At 60.2% G+C, this 14,055-nt stretch carries 13 protein-coding genes; 7 read left to right on the top strand and 6 right to left on the bottom strand.

Annotation, left to right across the window (positions count from 1 at the left end; all coding sequences use genetic code 11):
• Positions 1 to 10: 10 nt before the first annotated feature.
• The 4 genes from BTE54_RS02845 (at position 11) to BTE54_RS02830 (ending at position 4,655) form a co-directional block, all read left to right on the top strand.
• Positions 11 to 1,111 carry a sn-glycerol-3-phosphate import ATP-binding protein UgpC gene (locus tag BTE54_RS02845; protein ID WP_078051353.1) on the top strand — a complete coding sequence of 367 codons (1,101 nt, stop codon included), beginning with the start codon at positions 11 to 13 and terminating at the stop codon, positions 1,109 to 1,111.
• A 109-nt stretch (positions 1,112 to 1,220) separates the two neighbouring features.
• Positions 1,221 to 1,733, top strand: coding sequence for a cupin domain-containing protein (locus BTE54_RS02840; RefSeq protein ID WP_065654595.1), 513 nt, complete (start codon positions 1,221 to 1,223; stop codon positions 1,731 to 1,733).
• Positions 1,734 to 1,977: 244 nt separating this feature from the next.
• Positions 1,978 to 2,937: a glutathione synthase gene (gene gshB / locus BTE54_RS02835; RefSeq protein WP_065654862.1), complete on the top strand. Its 960-nt coding sequence runs from the start codon at positions 1,978 to 1,980 to the stop codon at positions 2,935 to 2,937.
• Between the two features lie 185 nt (positions 2,938 to 3,122).
• Positions 3,123 to 4,655 carry a YifB family Mg chelatase-like AAA ATPase gene (locus BTE54_RS02830; RefSeq protein WP_078051352.1) on the top strand — a complete coding sequence of 511 codons (1,533 nt, stop codon included), beginning with the start codon at positions 3,123 to 3,125 and terminating at the stop codon, positions 4,653 to 4,655.
• 218 nt (positions 4,656 to 4,873) lie between these two features.
• On the opposite strand, the gene cysK is transcribed toward BTE54_RS02830, so the two are convergent.
• The 3 genes from cysK to dut form a co-directional block, all read right to left on the bottom strand.
• Complete coding sequence (cysK, locus tag BTE54_RS02825) at positions 4,874 to 5,842, bottom strand: cysteine synthase A (RefSeq protein WP_003520103.1); 969 nt, start codon at positions 5,840 to 5,842, stop codon at positions 4,874 to 4,876.
• A 141-nt stretch (positions 5,843 to 5,983) separates the two neighbouring features.
• Positions 5,984 to 6,601: a LysE family translocator gene (locus tag BTE54_RS02820; RefSeq protein ID WP_078051533.1), complete on the bottom strand. Its 618-nt coding sequence runs from the start codon at positions 6,599 to 6,601 to the stop codon at positions 5,984 to 5,986.
• Between the two features lie 87 nt (positions 6,602 to 6,688).
• Entirely contained in the window at positions 6,689 to 7,159 is a 471-nt protein-coding gene (gene dut, locus BTE54_RS02815) for a dUTP diphosphatase (protein ID WP_078051351.1), read from the bottom strand.
• A gap of 90 nt (positions 7,160 to 7,249) precedes the next feature.
• Between dut and BTE54_RS02810 the strand changes: the two genes are divergently transcribed.
• From BTE54_RS02810 to BTE54_RS02800, 3 genes are all read left to right on the top strand, one after another.
• On the top strand, positions 7,250 to 8,833 hold the full coding sequence (locus BTE54_RS02810; protein ID WP_003520100.1) for a peptide chain release factor 3: 1,584 nt from the start codon (positions 7,250 to 7,252) through the stop codon (positions 8,831 to 8,833).
• A gap of 69 nt (positions 8,834 to 8,902) precedes the next feature.
• Positions 8,903 to 10,108, top strand: a complete 1,206-nt coding sequence (gene coaBC, locus BTE54_RS02805) for a bifunctional phosphopantothenoylcysteine decarboxylase/phosphopantothenate--cysteine ligase CoaBC (protein ID WP_078051350.1) — start codon at positions 8,903 to 8,905, stop codon at positions 10,106 to 10,108.
• Positions 10,105 to 10,479, top strand: a complete 375-nt coding sequence (locus BTE54_RS02800) for an MmcQ/YjbR family DNA-binding protein (RefSeq protein WP_078051349.1) — start codon at positions 10,105 to 10,107, stop codon at positions 10,477 to 10,479. Before coaBC ends, BTE54_RS02800 begins: the two co-directional genes overlap by 4 nt.
• A 9-nt stretch (positions 10,480 to 10,488) precedes the next feature.
• Here the strand turns inward: BTE54_RS02800 and BTE54_RS02795 are convergent, their stop codons facing one another.
• From BTE54_RS02795 to ubiE, 3 genes are all read right to left on the bottom strand, one after another.
• Complete coding sequence (locus tag BTE54_RS02795; protein WP_065654590.1) at positions 10,489 to 11,403, bottom strand: sterol desaturase family protein; 915 nt, start codon at positions 11,401 to 11,403, stop codon at positions 10,489 to 10,491.
• A 165-nt stretch (positions 11,404 to 11,568) separates the two neighbouring features.
• Complete coding sequence (ubiB, locus tag BTE54_RS02790) at positions 11,569 to 13,143, bottom strand: 2-polyprenylphenol 6-hydroxylase (RefSeq protein ID WP_078051348.1); 1,575 nt, start codon at positions 13,141 to 13,143, stop codon at positions 11,569 to 11,571.
• A 36-nt stretch (positions 13,144 to 13,179) separates the two neighbouring features.
• A complete protein-coding gene (ubiE, locus tag BTE54_RS02785) occupies positions 13,180 to 13,956 on the bottom strand; it encodes a bifunctional demethylmenaquinone methyltransferase/2-methoxy-6-polyprenyl-1,4-benzoquinol methylase UbiE (protein ID WP_078051347.1) in 777 nt (258 codons plus the stop codon).
• Positions 13,957 to 14,055: the final 99 nt, after the last annotated feature.

Below are 14,055 nucleotides of genomic sequence, written 5' to 3'. Positions count from 1 at the left end.
GGAGACCGAAATGGCCGCGATAGAAATCAGTCAGGTCTGCAAGGATTATCATGGCGGCGTGCGCGCCGTGCATCACGTCGATATTGACATCAGGGACGGCGAGTTCATCGTTCTCGTTGGCCCTTCCGGCTGCGGCAAATCCACGCTTCTGCGCATGGTCGCAGGGCTTGAGGATATTTCCGAAGGCACTGTGAAGATCGGTGACCGCGTGGTCAATCAGGCCGATCCGGCAGACCGGGATATCGCCATGGTGTTTCAGAACTACGCGCTTTATCCGCATATGTCGGTGCGCCAGAACCTGGAATACGGGTTGAAGAACCGCAAGACGCGGAAGACGGAGATCGATGCGCGTGTGGCCGAAGCCGCGCGTATGCTGCAGCTTGAGCCCTATCTGGACCGCAAGCCGCGTGCCCTTTCCGGCGGCCAGCGGCAGCGTGTCGCCATGGGTCGCGCCATCGTGCGCAAACCGGCGGCCTTCCTGTTCGACGAGCCCCTTTCCAATCTCGATGCCAAGCTGCGCGTTTCCATGCGCGGCGAGATCAAGCGCCTGCAAAAGCGTCTCGGCACCACATCGATCTACGTCACCCACGATCAGCTGGAGGCCATGACGCTCGCCGATCGTCTTGTGGTGTTGAATGGCGGCCGTATCGAACAGATCGGCGCACCGCTGGATGTCTATCATACGCCTGCCTCGACCTTCGTTGCGAGTTTCATCGGCTCTCCCGCCATGAACCTGCTGAACGCCGAATTGCATGGCGATAGCCTCGCCATCGGTCCGTCGCTCTTTGCGCTCAACGGTTTCGCGCCTGCCTCCGGCCCCGTGACGGTGGGCATGCGGGCGGAAGATTTCCGCCTCGCAGCGGCAGGTGAGCAGGGCTTCCCGCTTCGGGTCGATTACATCGAGGAACTGGGTTCGCAGCGCCTTATCCACGGCATGATCGGCGACCAGAGCCTGACAGTTGCTTTCCCGCCGGATGTCGAGGTTCCGTCTGCGCTCTCCGTCACGATCGCGCCGGAAAAACTTCATTTCTTCTCCAGCGAAACCGGCAAGCGCATCGCCGGCAAAGCGGAGCAGCTGGCGGCGCAGCCCGCGCAAATGGCGACAGCCTGAGTGCTTCGCAGAAATCGGCGCGATGACTAAAATTGCGCCGATTGTCAAAACCGCTTCGTTACGATCCCGATGATAGAAGACCTCCAATATTTCACGGGGGTTTTCTAATATGTCCTTCAAAATGATGTTCGCCGCCGCAGCAACCATGGCGGTCCGCACGGTGCCGATATTGCCGGCCTATTTGCGCCGGTCAAAAGACGAAGTTGTCGTCAGCGCATCCTGCACCGATCTGCGGCTTCAGCCGGCCCCCATCAATCCGGAGTGGATCATTTCCGGCAACCCCCAGGCGCGCGCGGCGGATCATTCCAGAAGCGGCGACCGTGCGTCCAGCACCGCCATGTGGGATTGCACGGCGGGTGAGTTCCGCTGGTTCTTCGGCTGGGATGAAACCGTCTATATTCTCGAAGGCGAAGTGCATGTGACCGCGGAAGACGGTTCCATCAGCATCCTGCGGGTCGGCGATGTCGCTTATTTCCCTGCGGGAACATGGGCCACCTGGCGGGTGGATGATTATGTCCGCAAGGTCGCTTTCATGCGCCGTCCGTTCCCCAAGGCGCTGGCTTTTGCCTATCGCGTCAAGAACAAGCTGTTTGCCGGCCGTTCCTATAAGCTGGCGGCCTGAACCCATAGAACATTCCAGTCGGCGGGGACCTGCATGGCTTCGCCGACGGAATTGTGAAGGTTCAATAAAACTCACACAAACCACCGCTTGCAGCAGTTGCCTTTGAATGGTCGCTGCCCTACATCTTCAGGGTTTTCTGAAGCATTTCCGGGTTTCTACCGGTCCTGCAGGGAAGCTTGAAAAGGCGAGGCAATGGGCACCGCGGGCCGACAAAGTGTCCGCATGCTGCAAGAGGAACATGCGCATGGCGAAGATCAAGAACGTCGCGATCCAGATGGATCATGTCTCCGGCATCAATATCGCCGGTGACTCCACCTTCGCCATGAGCCTTGAGGCGCAGGCGCGGGGATACCGGCTGTTCCATTATACCCCCGAGCGCCTCTCCATGCGCGATGGCAAGATTTACGCCACTGTCGAGCAGATGGAACTGCGTGACATCAAGGGTGACCATTTCTCGCTCTCCGAACCGGAGCGCGTCGATCTGTCGACCATGGATGTCATCCATCTGCGTCAGGATCCGCCATTCGACATGGCTTACATCACCTCGACCCATCTGCTGGAGCGCATTCATCCGAAAACGCTGGTGGTCAACGATCCCGTCTGGGTGCGCAACTCGCCTGAAAAGATTTTCGTCACCGAATTCGCCGATCTGATGCCGAAGACGCTGATCACCAAGGATGTGGCCGAAATCGCCCGCTTTCGTAATGAAATGGGCGATATCATCCTCAAGCCGCTTTACGGCAATGGTGGCGCCGGCGTCTTCCATTCCGCGCGCGACGACCGCAATTTCTCTTCTCTGCTGGAGATGTTCGGCCAGATGTTCCGCGAACCTTATATCGCCCAGCAATATCTGCCTGATGTCCGCAAAGGCGACAAGCGTATCCTGCTGGTGGATGGCGAGCCGGTGGGCGCAATCAACCGTGTGCCGGCGGAAAACGACGCCCGCTCCAACATGCATGCCGGCGGCCGGCCGGAACCGACGGAACTGACGGCGCGCGAGAAGGAAATCTGCCGCCGCATCGGCCCTGCCTTGCGCGAGCGTGGTTTCCTCTTCGTCGGTATCGATGTGATTGGCGACTATATGACGGAAATCAACGTCACCTCGCCGACCGGCATTCGCGAAGTGCGGAAATTCGGCGGTGCCGATGTCGCAAGCCTGCTGTGGGATGCGATCGAGAAAAAGCGCGAAGCCCAGGATTTCTGAGGCGGGCTTTCGCCGGTCCAGCTTTGTTCCGCGAGTACAACTAGACACAACTAAAATACATCGTCAGCGAGAAATTGTTCGCTGGATGTTCTTGTTTTATTCTTTGCCCTGTGGCACGTTGCTTGCGGGTGGCCGCGACAGGGCATGAAGCTCTAACCAGCGCGGCCGGTTTGCGGGGGCAGGCCATGGTGGCAAGGGTCAATACGGTTGCATTTCAGGGCATAGAGGGTGTGCCCGTCGAGGTGCAGGTCATGGTCGCGCCGGGAAAGGTGGGCATCCAGATTGTCGGCCTGCCCGATAAGGCGGTGGCCGAAAGCCGCGAGCGGGTGCAGGCCGCCCTGCATGCCTCCGGTCTGGCACTGCCGGCAAAAAAAGTCACCGTCAATCTCGCGCCTGCCGATCTGCCCAAGGAAGGATCGCATTTCGATCTTCCCATTGCGCTTGGCCTCATGGCCGCTTTAGGCGCGATACCGGCAGAAATGCTGGCACGTTATGTGGTTCTCGGCGAACTCAATCTCGATGGCACCATCGGTATGGTTTCGGGCGCCCTGCCGGCGGCGATCGGCGCAAATGCGCTTGGCAAGGGGCTGATCTGCCCGGCTGAAAGCGGACCGGAAGCGGCCTGGGCCGGCGCCGGTATCGATATTCTCGCCCCGCGCAGCCTGATTGCGCTGGCCAATCATTTTCGCGGCACCCAGCTTCTCTCGCGCCCGACGCCCGCCATTCGCGCCAACCCGGTCAATCTGCCGGATTTAGCGGATATCAAAGGACAGGAGAGCGCCCGGCGCGCGCTGGAGGTGGCAGCCGCCGGCGGCCACAACCTGCTCATGGTTGGGCCGCCCGGCTCCGGCAAATCCATGCTCGCAGCTCGCCTGCCTTCCATCCTGCCGCCGCTGGAAGCTGCGGAATTGCTGGAAGTGTCGATGGTCCATTCCATCGCCGGCCAATTATCCGGCGGCAAGCTTTCGGACCGCAGGCCGTTCCGCACCCCGCATCACTCCGCCACCATGGCGGCGTTGATCGGCGGAGGGCTTCGCGCCAAGCCGGGTGAGGCTTCGCTTGCTCATAACGGCGTTCTGTTTCTGGATGAGTTCCCGGAATTTTCGCCGCAGGTGCTGGATGCACTGCGCCAGCCGCTGGAAACGGGCGAATGCATCATTGCGCGGGCCAATCACCGCGTCAGCTATCCGGCGGAAATCCAGCTCGTTGCGGCGATGAATCCCTGCCGTTGCGGCATGGCGGGAGAGCCGGGTTTCACCTGCGCCCGAGGCCCGCGTTGTGTGACGGATTATCAGGCCCGCATTTCCGGCCCGCTGCTGGACCGTATCGATATCCGCATCGACGTTCCCGCCGTCTCCGCCGCCGATCTCATCCGCCCCGTCGCGTCCGAGCCGAGTGCCGCGGTGGCCGCCCGTGTCGCCCGGGCACGTCTTGCGCAGCAAGAACGTTACGCGTCGGCGGGATTTGCCGCCATTCGCACCAATGCCCGCTGCACGACGACCCTGATAGAAAAATATGCCGAGCCGGATGCGTCCGGGCTGCAATTGCTGCGCGATGCGGCCGAGCGGCTGAAGTTCTCCGCGCGCGGTTATCATCGCATTCTCAAGGTTGCCCGCACCCTGGCCGATCTGGATGGCAAACAGACGGTCGGCCGTATCCATGTGGCGGAAGCCGTGTCCTATCGTATCGCTGGCGAGAGGCTGACGACGGCGGCATAGAACATTTCCAGTAAACGCACGAAGCGGTTTTTGGTGGGGAAGTGTGTAAAAACAAGTAATTAGAGCACATCTAACGATTCCGTTTAAACCGGATATGCTCCAGAAGGTCGCCTGTTGTACCTTCCCTGAAAAAACACTGTGCCGCCAGCGGAAGCCGGCGGCACATAAGAATATTCGCTACTCTGGCGCGCGATCCTTACCGCGCTTGAAAGCCTGGCTTAAAGCCCGAGGCCTTCGAAAAGCGCTGTCGAAAGGTAGCGTTCCGCAAAGGAAGGAATGATGACGACGATGTTCTTGCCGGCATTTTCTTCCCGCGCGCCAACCTTGATGGCCGCCGCCAGCGCCGCACCCGAGGAGATGCCGACCGGCACGCCTTCCAGCCTTGCCGCCAGACGTGCGGTTTCGAAAGCCTCGTCATTGGTCACGGTGACGATCTCGTCATAAATGCCGGTATCGAGGATAGCGGGTGCAAAACCGGCGCCGATGCCCTGAATCTTGTGCGGGCCGGGGTTGCCGCCGGAAAGAACCGGGCTGTCGGCAGGTTCGACGGCAATGACCTTCACCTCGGGCTTGCGCGACTTCAGCACCTGACCCGTGCCGGTGATGGTGCCGCCGGTGCCGATGCCCGAGACGAGAATATCGACCGTGCCCTCGGTGTCGTTCCAGATTTCTTCAGCCGTCGTCTTGCGGTGAATATCGGGATTGGCGGGGTTTTCGAACTGCTGCGGAATGATGGCGTCAGGCAGGGTCTCGGCCAGTTCCTGCGCCTTGGCGATGGCGCCCTTCATGCCCTTGGGGCCTTCGGTCAACACCAGTTCGGCGCCGAGCAGGGCCAGCATTTTCCGGCGCTCAACCGACATGGTTTCAGGCATGGTCAGGATCAGCTTGTAGCCCTTCGCAGCGGCAGCGAAGGCAAGCGCGATGCCCGTGTTACCGGAGGTCGGCTCCACCAGCGTGGTTTTGCCGGGGGTGATCTTGCCCTGCGCTTCCAGAGCTTCGATCATGGCGACGCCGATGCGATCCTTTACGGAAGCGATGGGATTGAAAAATTCGAGTTTGGCGAGAAGGTTGGCCTTCACGCCCTTCTCTTTCGCCAGCTTGTCGAGCCGCACGATCGGTGTGTCGCCGATTGTTTCCGTAATCGAGGAATAGACGCGTCCGCGTCCGGGCTTTCTGGCTTCGGGCATGATGCTCTCCTGTGTAAAGACCGCAAGATTTGAGCGGCAGAATAGGAGCAATAGCTTTCGCAAGCTAGCGAACGTTCGTCCTAATATCCCTAAAATGCAGGAATAATTTCACGATAAATCGCCTAAATGCACTAATTTGTTTTACGCGCTGCGGATCGCGATCATGGTCGCGGTTCCGGCCAGAATACCCGCCGCCGTGCGGTTGAGGATCGTCAAGGCGCTCGGCCTTTTCAGGAGGTTACGCGCCTTGGCCGCAAGCAGGATGTAAGGCAGCAGAACCGCCATCAGCACGATGAAGGTGATGGCGAGAAGGGTCGCATATTCCGAAGGGCCGATCATGCGGATATCGATCAGCGTTGGCACCAGCGCCACATAAAACAGCATGGTTTTCGGGTTGCCGAGCGTGATCAGCAGGCCGGACAGGAAGGACATGGACATGCTGGTGCTCTTCTTCGCCTTCAGGTCCTGCGGCAAGAGACCGGCGGTCCAAAGCTTCCAGGCGATATAAAGGAGATAGGCCGCGCCCGCGAATTTCAGCACCATGAAGGCTTCCTGAAAGGTCTGCGCGACGAAGGCCAGGCCCAGGATCACAGCGGTCAGGTAAATCATGTCGCCCAGCACCAGCCCGAGACCCATGAAGAAGGTTTCGCGAAAGCCCGAACCCAGCGCCCGCGCCACGATCGCCGTCATGCCGGGGCCGGGAATGGCGGCGGCGATGAAGAGGGCGGTGGCATAGGCGAAAAGGGTCGTCAGCGTCATGATCGTATTTCCCGAAAAATCCGCCGAATCCATAGCGAAATTGCCGGGTAAAGACAATCAGTCCGCGCTTCTGTCCCAGTGGTGTCGCTAAACCCCGGTGGAGCCGAAACCGCCGGCGCCCCGCGCCGTCTCGGAAGTTTCCGTCACCTCGCTCACAACAACCTGGGTTACCGGCGCAATCACCATCTGCGCAATGCGCATGCCGCGCTCGATGACGAAAACGTCCTGGCCTAGATTGGCGAGGATGACTTTCACCTCGCCGCGATAATCGCTGTCCACCGTGCCGGGAGAGTTGAGGCAGGTGATGCCGTTCTTGATGGCGAGGCCGGAGCGGGGGCGGATTTGCGCCTCATAACCCTGCGGAACCTCGAAGATGAAACCGGTCGGGACCAGGGCGCGTTCGCCCGGTTGCAGGGTCAGCGGTTCACCGGCAGGTACGGCAGCGCGCAGGTCCATGCCGGCGGCGCCACGGGTTTCGTAAGACGGCAATTCGAGGTCAGCGCCATTGGCGAGGCGGACGAGCCGGAGAGGGGGGCGATTGTCGTTTTGAAGGGTCATACGGCATTAGTTTGCCGAGATCGCGGCAAGGTCAATTGCAAATGCGGGCCTGAAACGCTAGATAGCCCGCAATTCCACAGGATTTGTCAGATGGCCGAAACACTTGCCGAGGCGGTCTCCCGCCGCCGCACCTTTGCTATTATCGCGCACCCGGACGCGGGTAAGACCACGCTTACGGAAAAACTGCTGCTGTTCGGCGGAGCGATTCAGCTTGCCGGTGAGGTGAAGGCGAAGAAGGATCGCATCCAGACCCGTTCGGACTGGATGAAGATCGAGCGCGAGCGCGGCATTTCGGTCGTCACCTCGGTCATGACCTTCGAATATAATGACCGGGTCTTCAACATCCTCGATACGCCCGGCCACGAGGACTTCGCCGACGACACCTACCGCACGCTGACGGCGGTGGATGCGGCGATCATGGTTATCGATGCCGCCAAGGGTATCGAGCCGCGCACGCTGAAGCTCTTCGAAGTCTGCCGCATGCGCGATATTCCGATCATCACCTTCATCAACAAGATGGACCGCGAAAGCCGCGACCCCTTCGAGATTCTGGATGAGGTGGAAGAGAAGCTCGCACTCGATACCGCGCCCATCACCTGGCCGGTCGGTCGGGCAAAGACCTTCTGCGGCGCCTATAATCTCGCCGACAGCACCTTCCGTGGTGTCGATACGCAGGTGGAAGCCATGCCGGTCAACGGTCCGCAGGCGGTTGCCGATCGCCTGCCGGAAAATGAGCGCCATCTTTTCGTCGAAGAAACCGAACTGGCGCTGGAAGCCTGCCGTCCTTTCGATCGTCAGGCGTTTCTCGAAGGTCATATGACGCCGGTGTTCTTCGGTTCGGCGCTGCGCAATTTCGGTGTGCGTGATCTCATCAATGCGCTTGGCGATTTCGCACCGCCGCCGCGCGATCAGGTGGCGGACACCCGCACCGTCCATGCAGCTGAAGAGAAAATGACGGCCTTTGTCTTCAAGATTCAGGCCAATATGGACCCGAACCATCGCGACCGCATCGCTTTTGCCCGCATCTGCTCCGGCAAGCTGGAGCGCGGCATGAAGGCGCGGCTTGCTCGCACCGGCAAACAGATGGGCCTCACTGCGCCGCAGTTCTTCTTCGCCTCGCAGCGCCAGCTTGCCGATACGGCCTTTGCGGGTGACGTGGTGGGCATCCCGAACCACGGCACGCTGCGCATCGGCGATACGCTGACCGAGGGTGAAAACCTCGTCTTCCAAGGCGTGCCGAATTTCTCTCCGGAAATTCTCCGCCGCGTGCGTCTTGAGGACGCCATGAAGGCGAAGAAGCTGAAGGAAGCCCTGCAGCAGATGGCGGAAGAAGGCGTCGTGCAGCTCTTTTCGCCGGAAGACGGCTCGCCGGCCATCGTCGGTGTTGTCGGTGCGCTGCAGCTCGACGTGTTGAAGGAGCGTCTGATGGGCGAATATGGCCTGCCGGTCTCGTTCGAAATGTCGCGCTTTTCCGTCTGCCGCTGGATTTCCTCCGATCAGCCGGCGGAAATGGACAAGTTCCTCAACGTCAAGCGCGGCGATATCGCCCGCGATCTGGATGGCGATCCGGTGTTTCTGGCGCAGGACGCCTTCTCGCTCCGCTATGAGTCCGAGCGTTTTCCGGCGATCAAGATGGTCGCGATCAAGGAATATCACGTCGCCAAGGCGGCGTGACAAAGGCGTGATTGCACTTTGTATGCCAAGGGCTTAGTTTCCCCTCAAACGGGAAACTGGTCCGGCATCATGACGCTTTCAGGCAAACATATTCTCCTCATCATCTCCGGTGGCATCGCAGCCTATAAAAGCCTCGATCTCATCCGCCGCCTGAAAGAGCGCGGCGCGAAGGTGACGCCGGTGATGACGAAGGGCGCCCAGGAATTCGTCACGCCGCTTGCCGTCGGTGCACTTTCCGCCACCCATGTCTTCACCGAGCTCTTTTCCCGGCAGGATGAACAGGATGTCGGCCATATCAGGCTGGCGCGTGACTGCGACCTCGTGCTTGTGGCGCCCGCCACCGCCGATCTGATGGCGAAGATGGCGCATGGTCTTGCAGACGATCTTGCCTCCACCATTCTTCTCGCGACGGATCGCAAGGTGCTGGTGGCACCGGCGATGAACCCAAAAATGTGGGCGGCGAAGCCCACGCTGCGTAATGTCGAAACGCTGAAAGAAGATGGCGTGTTTTTCATCGGCCCCATGGCCGGTGAGATGGCAGAGAAAGGCGAGGCTGGTTTTGGCCGCATGGCCGAGCCATTGCAGATCGTCGAAGCCGTCGCCGCACTGCTGGATGAGGGGCCAAAGCCCCTGAAGGGCAGAACGGCGATCGTGACCTCCGGCCCCACGCATGAACCGATTGACCCGGTGCGCTACATCGCCAACCGCTCCTCCGGCAAGCAGGGCCATGCCATTGCGGCGGCTCTGGCGGAACTGGGGGCAGAGGTTACGCTGGTTTCCGGCCCGGTCACCATCGCCGATCCTGCCGGGGTCACGACGATCCATGTCGAGCGCGCCGAGGAGATGCGCGATGCGGTGATATCGAGACTGCCGGCGGATATCGCCGTCATGGTCGCTGCCGTCGCCGACTGGCGGGTGACGGGCTCGTCGGAGCAGAAGATCAAGAAGCAGCCGGGCGATGCCCCGCCGGCGCTGCAATTGACGGAAAATCCCGATATTCTCAAAACCGTCGGCCATCATGAAAAGCGCCCGAAGATTGTCTTGGGCTTCGCCGCCGAAACGCAGGATGTCGAGAAGAACGGCCGGGCGAAGCTGGAGCGCAAAGGGGCGGATTATATCGTCGCAAATGATGTTTCGGCGGAAACCGGCATCATGGGCGGAGACCGCAACAGCGTGAAGATTATTTCCGCGGATGGCATCGACGTCTGGCCGGATCTCGATAAGGCCGACGTTGCAAAACGTCTGGCGGCCTTGATCGCGGAGAAACTCGCATGAGCCTGTTCGATCGCAAGACATTCGACAGGGTGCTCGGCAAATGGCCGGGCGTGCGTTTCGTCGACCAATGGGATTCGCACGTTGCCAAGGTGGGCGACAAAGTCTTTGCCGTGCTTGGCGAGCGGGAGGACTGGCGGCTGGTCGTGAAATGCTCGGAAGAGAGCTTCGAAATATTGACCTCGCTGGAAGGCATAGGGCAGGCGCCCTATTTCGCCAAACGCAAATGGATATCGATTGGCGATCATTCCCCGCTCGAACAGGAAGAACTGGAGCATTATGTGCGCCGCTCCTATGAGCTTGTCGCGGCTGGTCTGACCAAAAAACTGCGGGGCGAACTGGGTATCGTGATCGATACTGCGCGTGCCCTGTAGTTTTTCGGTTCAGTCGAGCTTGGTGTCCTTGCCGATGATCTGGCGGACGCCTTCCTTGGTGAAGGGCTGCAGGAGCTGCGGCAGGAATCCTTTCGCAATCTTGCCCTTGATACCGATATCGGTGGAAGAGGGCCTGTCGGGATTATGGTAGGAGCCGAAGATCAGATCGAAGAAGACGAGATTCTCGCCGTAATTGGTGTTCCCTTCCGGAAGCTGTTTTGAATGGTGCCAGCGGTGCAGGCGCGGGGTGCTGAATACGTAATCGAGCGGCCCCGTTTTCATATCGACGTTGCAATGGGTCAAAATACCGATGAATGCGGTAACGGCGCCCAGCCACCAGAAAACCTGTAGCGGCGCTCCCATGAAATAGAGCGGAATCTGGCTGAGCGCGATCTTGAACAGGGAATCGGCCACATGGAACCGTCCCGTATTGACGACCCAGAGCCGCACGACGCTGTGATGCAGCGCATGGAAACGCCAGAAGAATACGGTTTCATGCGCAATACGGTGGGACCAGTAGAGGCCGAATTCGGCAATCGTCACCGCAAGGGCGACCTGAACGATCATCGGCAGATGAGACGGCCAGAGGTCGAACCGCATGGCGGCGAGCGGCTGCAGCACATTGGCGGTCACCATCGGGAAGATTGCCGCTGCGGCGGCTGCGAGCTGGACCAGCCCTTTCGTCAAAAGCGTGTGGCCGATGCTGTTCACGGTTTCGCCGTCACCCTCAAGCCATTGGATTTCGTAGGGAATATAACGTTCGAGAAGAAACAGGCTTAAAACCGCGCCCGCATAAACGGTCAAAAAGGCCGCGATGGGATGGCTGCTCGTGAAAGCGAAATAGGACCCCACGAGGCCGCCGACGAACACCAGCGGCCATGAAGAATAGGAAAGGGCCTCTTTCAATACTTGCGCTTTTGCCATCAAAATCAAATCCCGTCCGGCATCGTCCGTCTATACCGCCGGCGCAATTCCGCGCAGGCATCAAAGCAGCCCTTACCCCGCATCGATCACCTGTCTCGATTGGAGATCAGGCCCTTATCGCTCCAATGCATTACACAAACATGGCACTCACCGGTGCCGAGATGCTCAGCTTATCCTGATGGCGATGTAAAGAAGCGTCAGCGCTATGACCCAGAGTGCCGCCCGTCCCCATTTGGTGTGGCGCGCTTCCGCCTTGCCGATGGCTTCCGCCGTCTGCGCGTCGAAACGCAGGCCGTTCTCGCTCATATACATCAACTCGGAATGCAGCTTTTCGGTCTTGGCGGCGATCTCCGGCGCTGCCTCGGCGAGCTTCAGGGCCGCCTTCACGCCGTCCTTCAGATCGGTGACGATGCGTTTCGGGCCGAGATTGTCCCTGATCCAGCCGCCGACGACGGGGTCTGCCGCCTTCCACATGTTGAAGCGTGGATTGAGCATGCGCGACACGCCCTCCACCACCACCATGGTCTTTTGCAGCATCACCAGTTCCGGCCGCGTTTCCATGTCGAAAAGCTCGGTCACTTCGAACAGCAGCGTCAAAAGCTTGCCCATGGAGATCGTTTCGGCCGGCTGGCCGTGGATCGGCTCGCCAATGGCGCGGATCGCCTGGGCGAAGCTTGCTATATCGTGATGGCCCGGCACGTAACCGGCCTCGAAATGCACTTCCGCCACCCGCATGTAGTCGCGGGTAATGAAGCCGTAGAGGATCTCGGCAAGGAAGCGGCGTTCCTTTTTGCCGAGACGTCCGGCAATGCCCATGTCGACGGCGACGATCTCGCCCTCAGCATCGACGAAGAGATTGCCGGGATGCATGTCTGCATGGAAGAAGCCATCGCGCAGCGTGTGCCGCAGGAAGGACTGGATCAGCGTGTCTGCGAGTTTGTTCAGGTCGTGGCCGGCGGCCTTCAACCCTTCGATATCCGACATCTTGACGCCGTCGATCCACTCCATGGTGACGACATCGCGCCCGGTGCGTTCCCAGTCGACCTCGGGCACTCGGAATCCGGGATCGTCCTTGGTGTTTTCCGCAAGTTCGGAAAGGGCGGCGGCCTCGAGCCGCAGATCCATCTCGATCTTGGTGGTCTGCTCCAGCGTGCGTGTCACCTCGACGGGGCGCAGGCGACGGGCGGAGCGGACGAAACGCTGCTGCAGATCGGCGATCAGATACATCGCCTCGAGATCGTTCTGGAAACGCTGGCGCACGCCGGGGCGGATGACCTTGACGGCCACCTTGCGCGGCCCCTTCGGCGTATCCACCATTGCCGGATGAACCTGGGCAATGGAGGCGGCGGCAATAGGATCGCCGAATTCCCTGTAGAGATCGGACACCGAACGGCCGAGCGAGCCTTCGATATTGGCTTTCGCCGCAACCGCCGGGAAAAAAGCCATGCGGTCCTGAAGGCTCGCAAGATCGTCGGCGAAATCGGCACCCACCACATCCGGCCGGGTCGCCAGAAACTGGCCCATCTTCACGTAGGAAGGACCAAGCCGCTCGACAGCCACCGCCAGACGGTCGCTGCGCTGCGCCCTTTTCGCCTTGCTGCGGGCGAACGGTTTCAGCAGCGCTTTCAACAATTGGGCGGGAGCAGGCAGGTCATCGGAAGGCAGGGCCAGCACGACGCCTTCGCGCACGAGAACCCAGCCAACCCTTGCGAGGCGGAAATATGCGCCCAAAGTACTCATGCTTATGCTTGTCTCCTGCGTCTGCCGGCCATGGTCTTAAAGCTTCCAGCCGGAATGCAGGGCGGCGATGCCGCCGGTGTAATTGGTATAGGTGACGCGGGAGAAGCCGGCGGTGCGGATCATCGTCGCGAAATCCTCCTGATTGGGGAATTTGCGGATCGATTCGACCAGATATTGATAGGGCTCGGCGTCACCCGTGATCATCTTGCCAAATTGCGGGATGGCGTTGAACGACCAGGCGTCGTAAACGCGGTCGAGCAACGGCATTTCTACCTCGGAAAATTCCAGCACCAGCAGCCGTCCGCCGCGCTTCAGCACGCGATGGGCCTCCTTCAGCGCGACGTCGATGCGCGGCACGTTGCGGATGCCGAAGGCGACCGTATAGGCATCGAAACTGTTTGCCTCAAAAGGCAGTTCCTCGGCATTGGCCTCGACGAAGGTCAGATTGTCGGAAAGCTTCTTTTTTGCCGCGCGTTCTTCGCCGACGGCAAGCATCGAGCCGTTGATGTCGAGAACGGTGGCATGCGCCAGGCGGTTGGAGGCTTCGATGATACGGAAGGCGATATCGCCGGTGCCGCCGGCAACATCCAGAACCTTGTAGGACGCGTCCTTGCGCGGCGAAAGCGAAGAGACCATGGCGTCTTTCCACAGCCGGTGCAGGCCGGCCGACATCACATCGTTCATGATGTCGTAGCGTTTGGCCACCTTGTGGAAGACTTCGTTGACCAGCCCCTGCTTTTTGCCTTCGTCCACCTTGTGGAAGCCATAGGACGTTTCCATGCCGCCTTGGGCAGTGGTACGGGCGTCGGTCATCGTCTGTCTCCATATTTATTGCGTGGCGGACCATAGCGGAAACGCCATGGCAACGCTATCTGTTGCCGCATCGCCTGGGCGCGACATTTCGCGTGCACT

Source organism: Agrobacterium sp. YIC 4121 (assembly GCF_002008205.1).
Classification (GTDB): Bacteria; Pseudomonadota; Alphaproteobacteria; order Rhizobiales; family Rhizobiaceae; genus Agrobacterium; species Agrobacterium leguminum.
The sequence above is the reverse complement of the archived record's forward strand: the minus strand, read 5'-3'. Positions and strand labels throughout refer to the sequence as shown.

Bases quoted from the DNA above. Each gene is read 5' to 3' on its own strand.
- BTE54_RS02810 (WP_003520100.1), top strand. From the start codon at position 7,250: ATGGCCGAAACACTTGCCGAGGCGGTCTCCCGCCGCCGCACCTTTGCT.
- gshB (WP_065654862.1), top strand. From the start codon at position 1,978: ATGGCGAAGATCAAGAACGTCGCGATCCAGATGGATCATGTCTCCGGC.
- ubiE (WP_078051347.1), bottom strand. From the start codon at position 13,956: ATGACCGACGCCCGTACCACTGCCCAAGGCGGCATGGAAACGTCCTAT.
- BTE54_RS02840 (WP_065654595.1), top strand. From the start codon at position 1,221: ATGTCCTTCAAAATGATGTTCGCCGCCGCAGCAACCATGGCGGTCCGC.
- BTE54_RS02820 (WP_078051533.1), bottom strand. From the start codon at position 6,601: ATGACGCTGACGACCCTTTTCGCCTATGCCACCGCCCTCTTCATCGCC.
- ubiB (WP_078051348.1), bottom strand. From the start codon at position 13,143: ATGAGTACTTTGGGCGCATATTTCCGCCTCGCAAGGGTTGGCTGGGTT.
- BTE54_RS02800 (WP_078051349.1), top strand. From the start codon at position 10,105: ATGAGCCTGTTCGATCGCAAGACATTCGACAGGGTGCTCGGCAAATGG.
- BTE54_RS02830 (WP_078051352.1), top strand. From the start codon at position 3,123: ATGGTGGCAAGGGTCAATACGGTTGCATTTCAGGGCATAGAGGGTGTG.
- dut (WP_078051351.1), bottom strand. From the start codon at position 7,159: ATGACCCTTCAAAACGACAATCGCCCCCCTCTCCGGCTCGTCCGCCTC.
- coaBC (WP_078051350.1), top strand. From the start codon at position 8,903: ATGACGCTTTCAGGCAAACATATTCTCCTCATCATCTCCGGTGGCATC.
- BTE54_RS02795 (WP_065654590.1), bottom strand. From the start codon at position 11,403: ATGGCAAAAGCGCAAGTATTGAAAGAGGCCCTTTCCTATTCTTCATGG.
- BTE54_RS02845 (WP_078051353.1), top strand. From the start codon at position 11: ATGGCCGCGATAGAAATCAGTCAGGTCTGCAAGGATTATCATGGCGGC.
- cysK (WP_003520103.1), bottom strand. From the start codon at position 5,842: ATGCCCGAAGCCAGAAAGCCCGGACGCGGACGCGTCTATTCCTCGATT.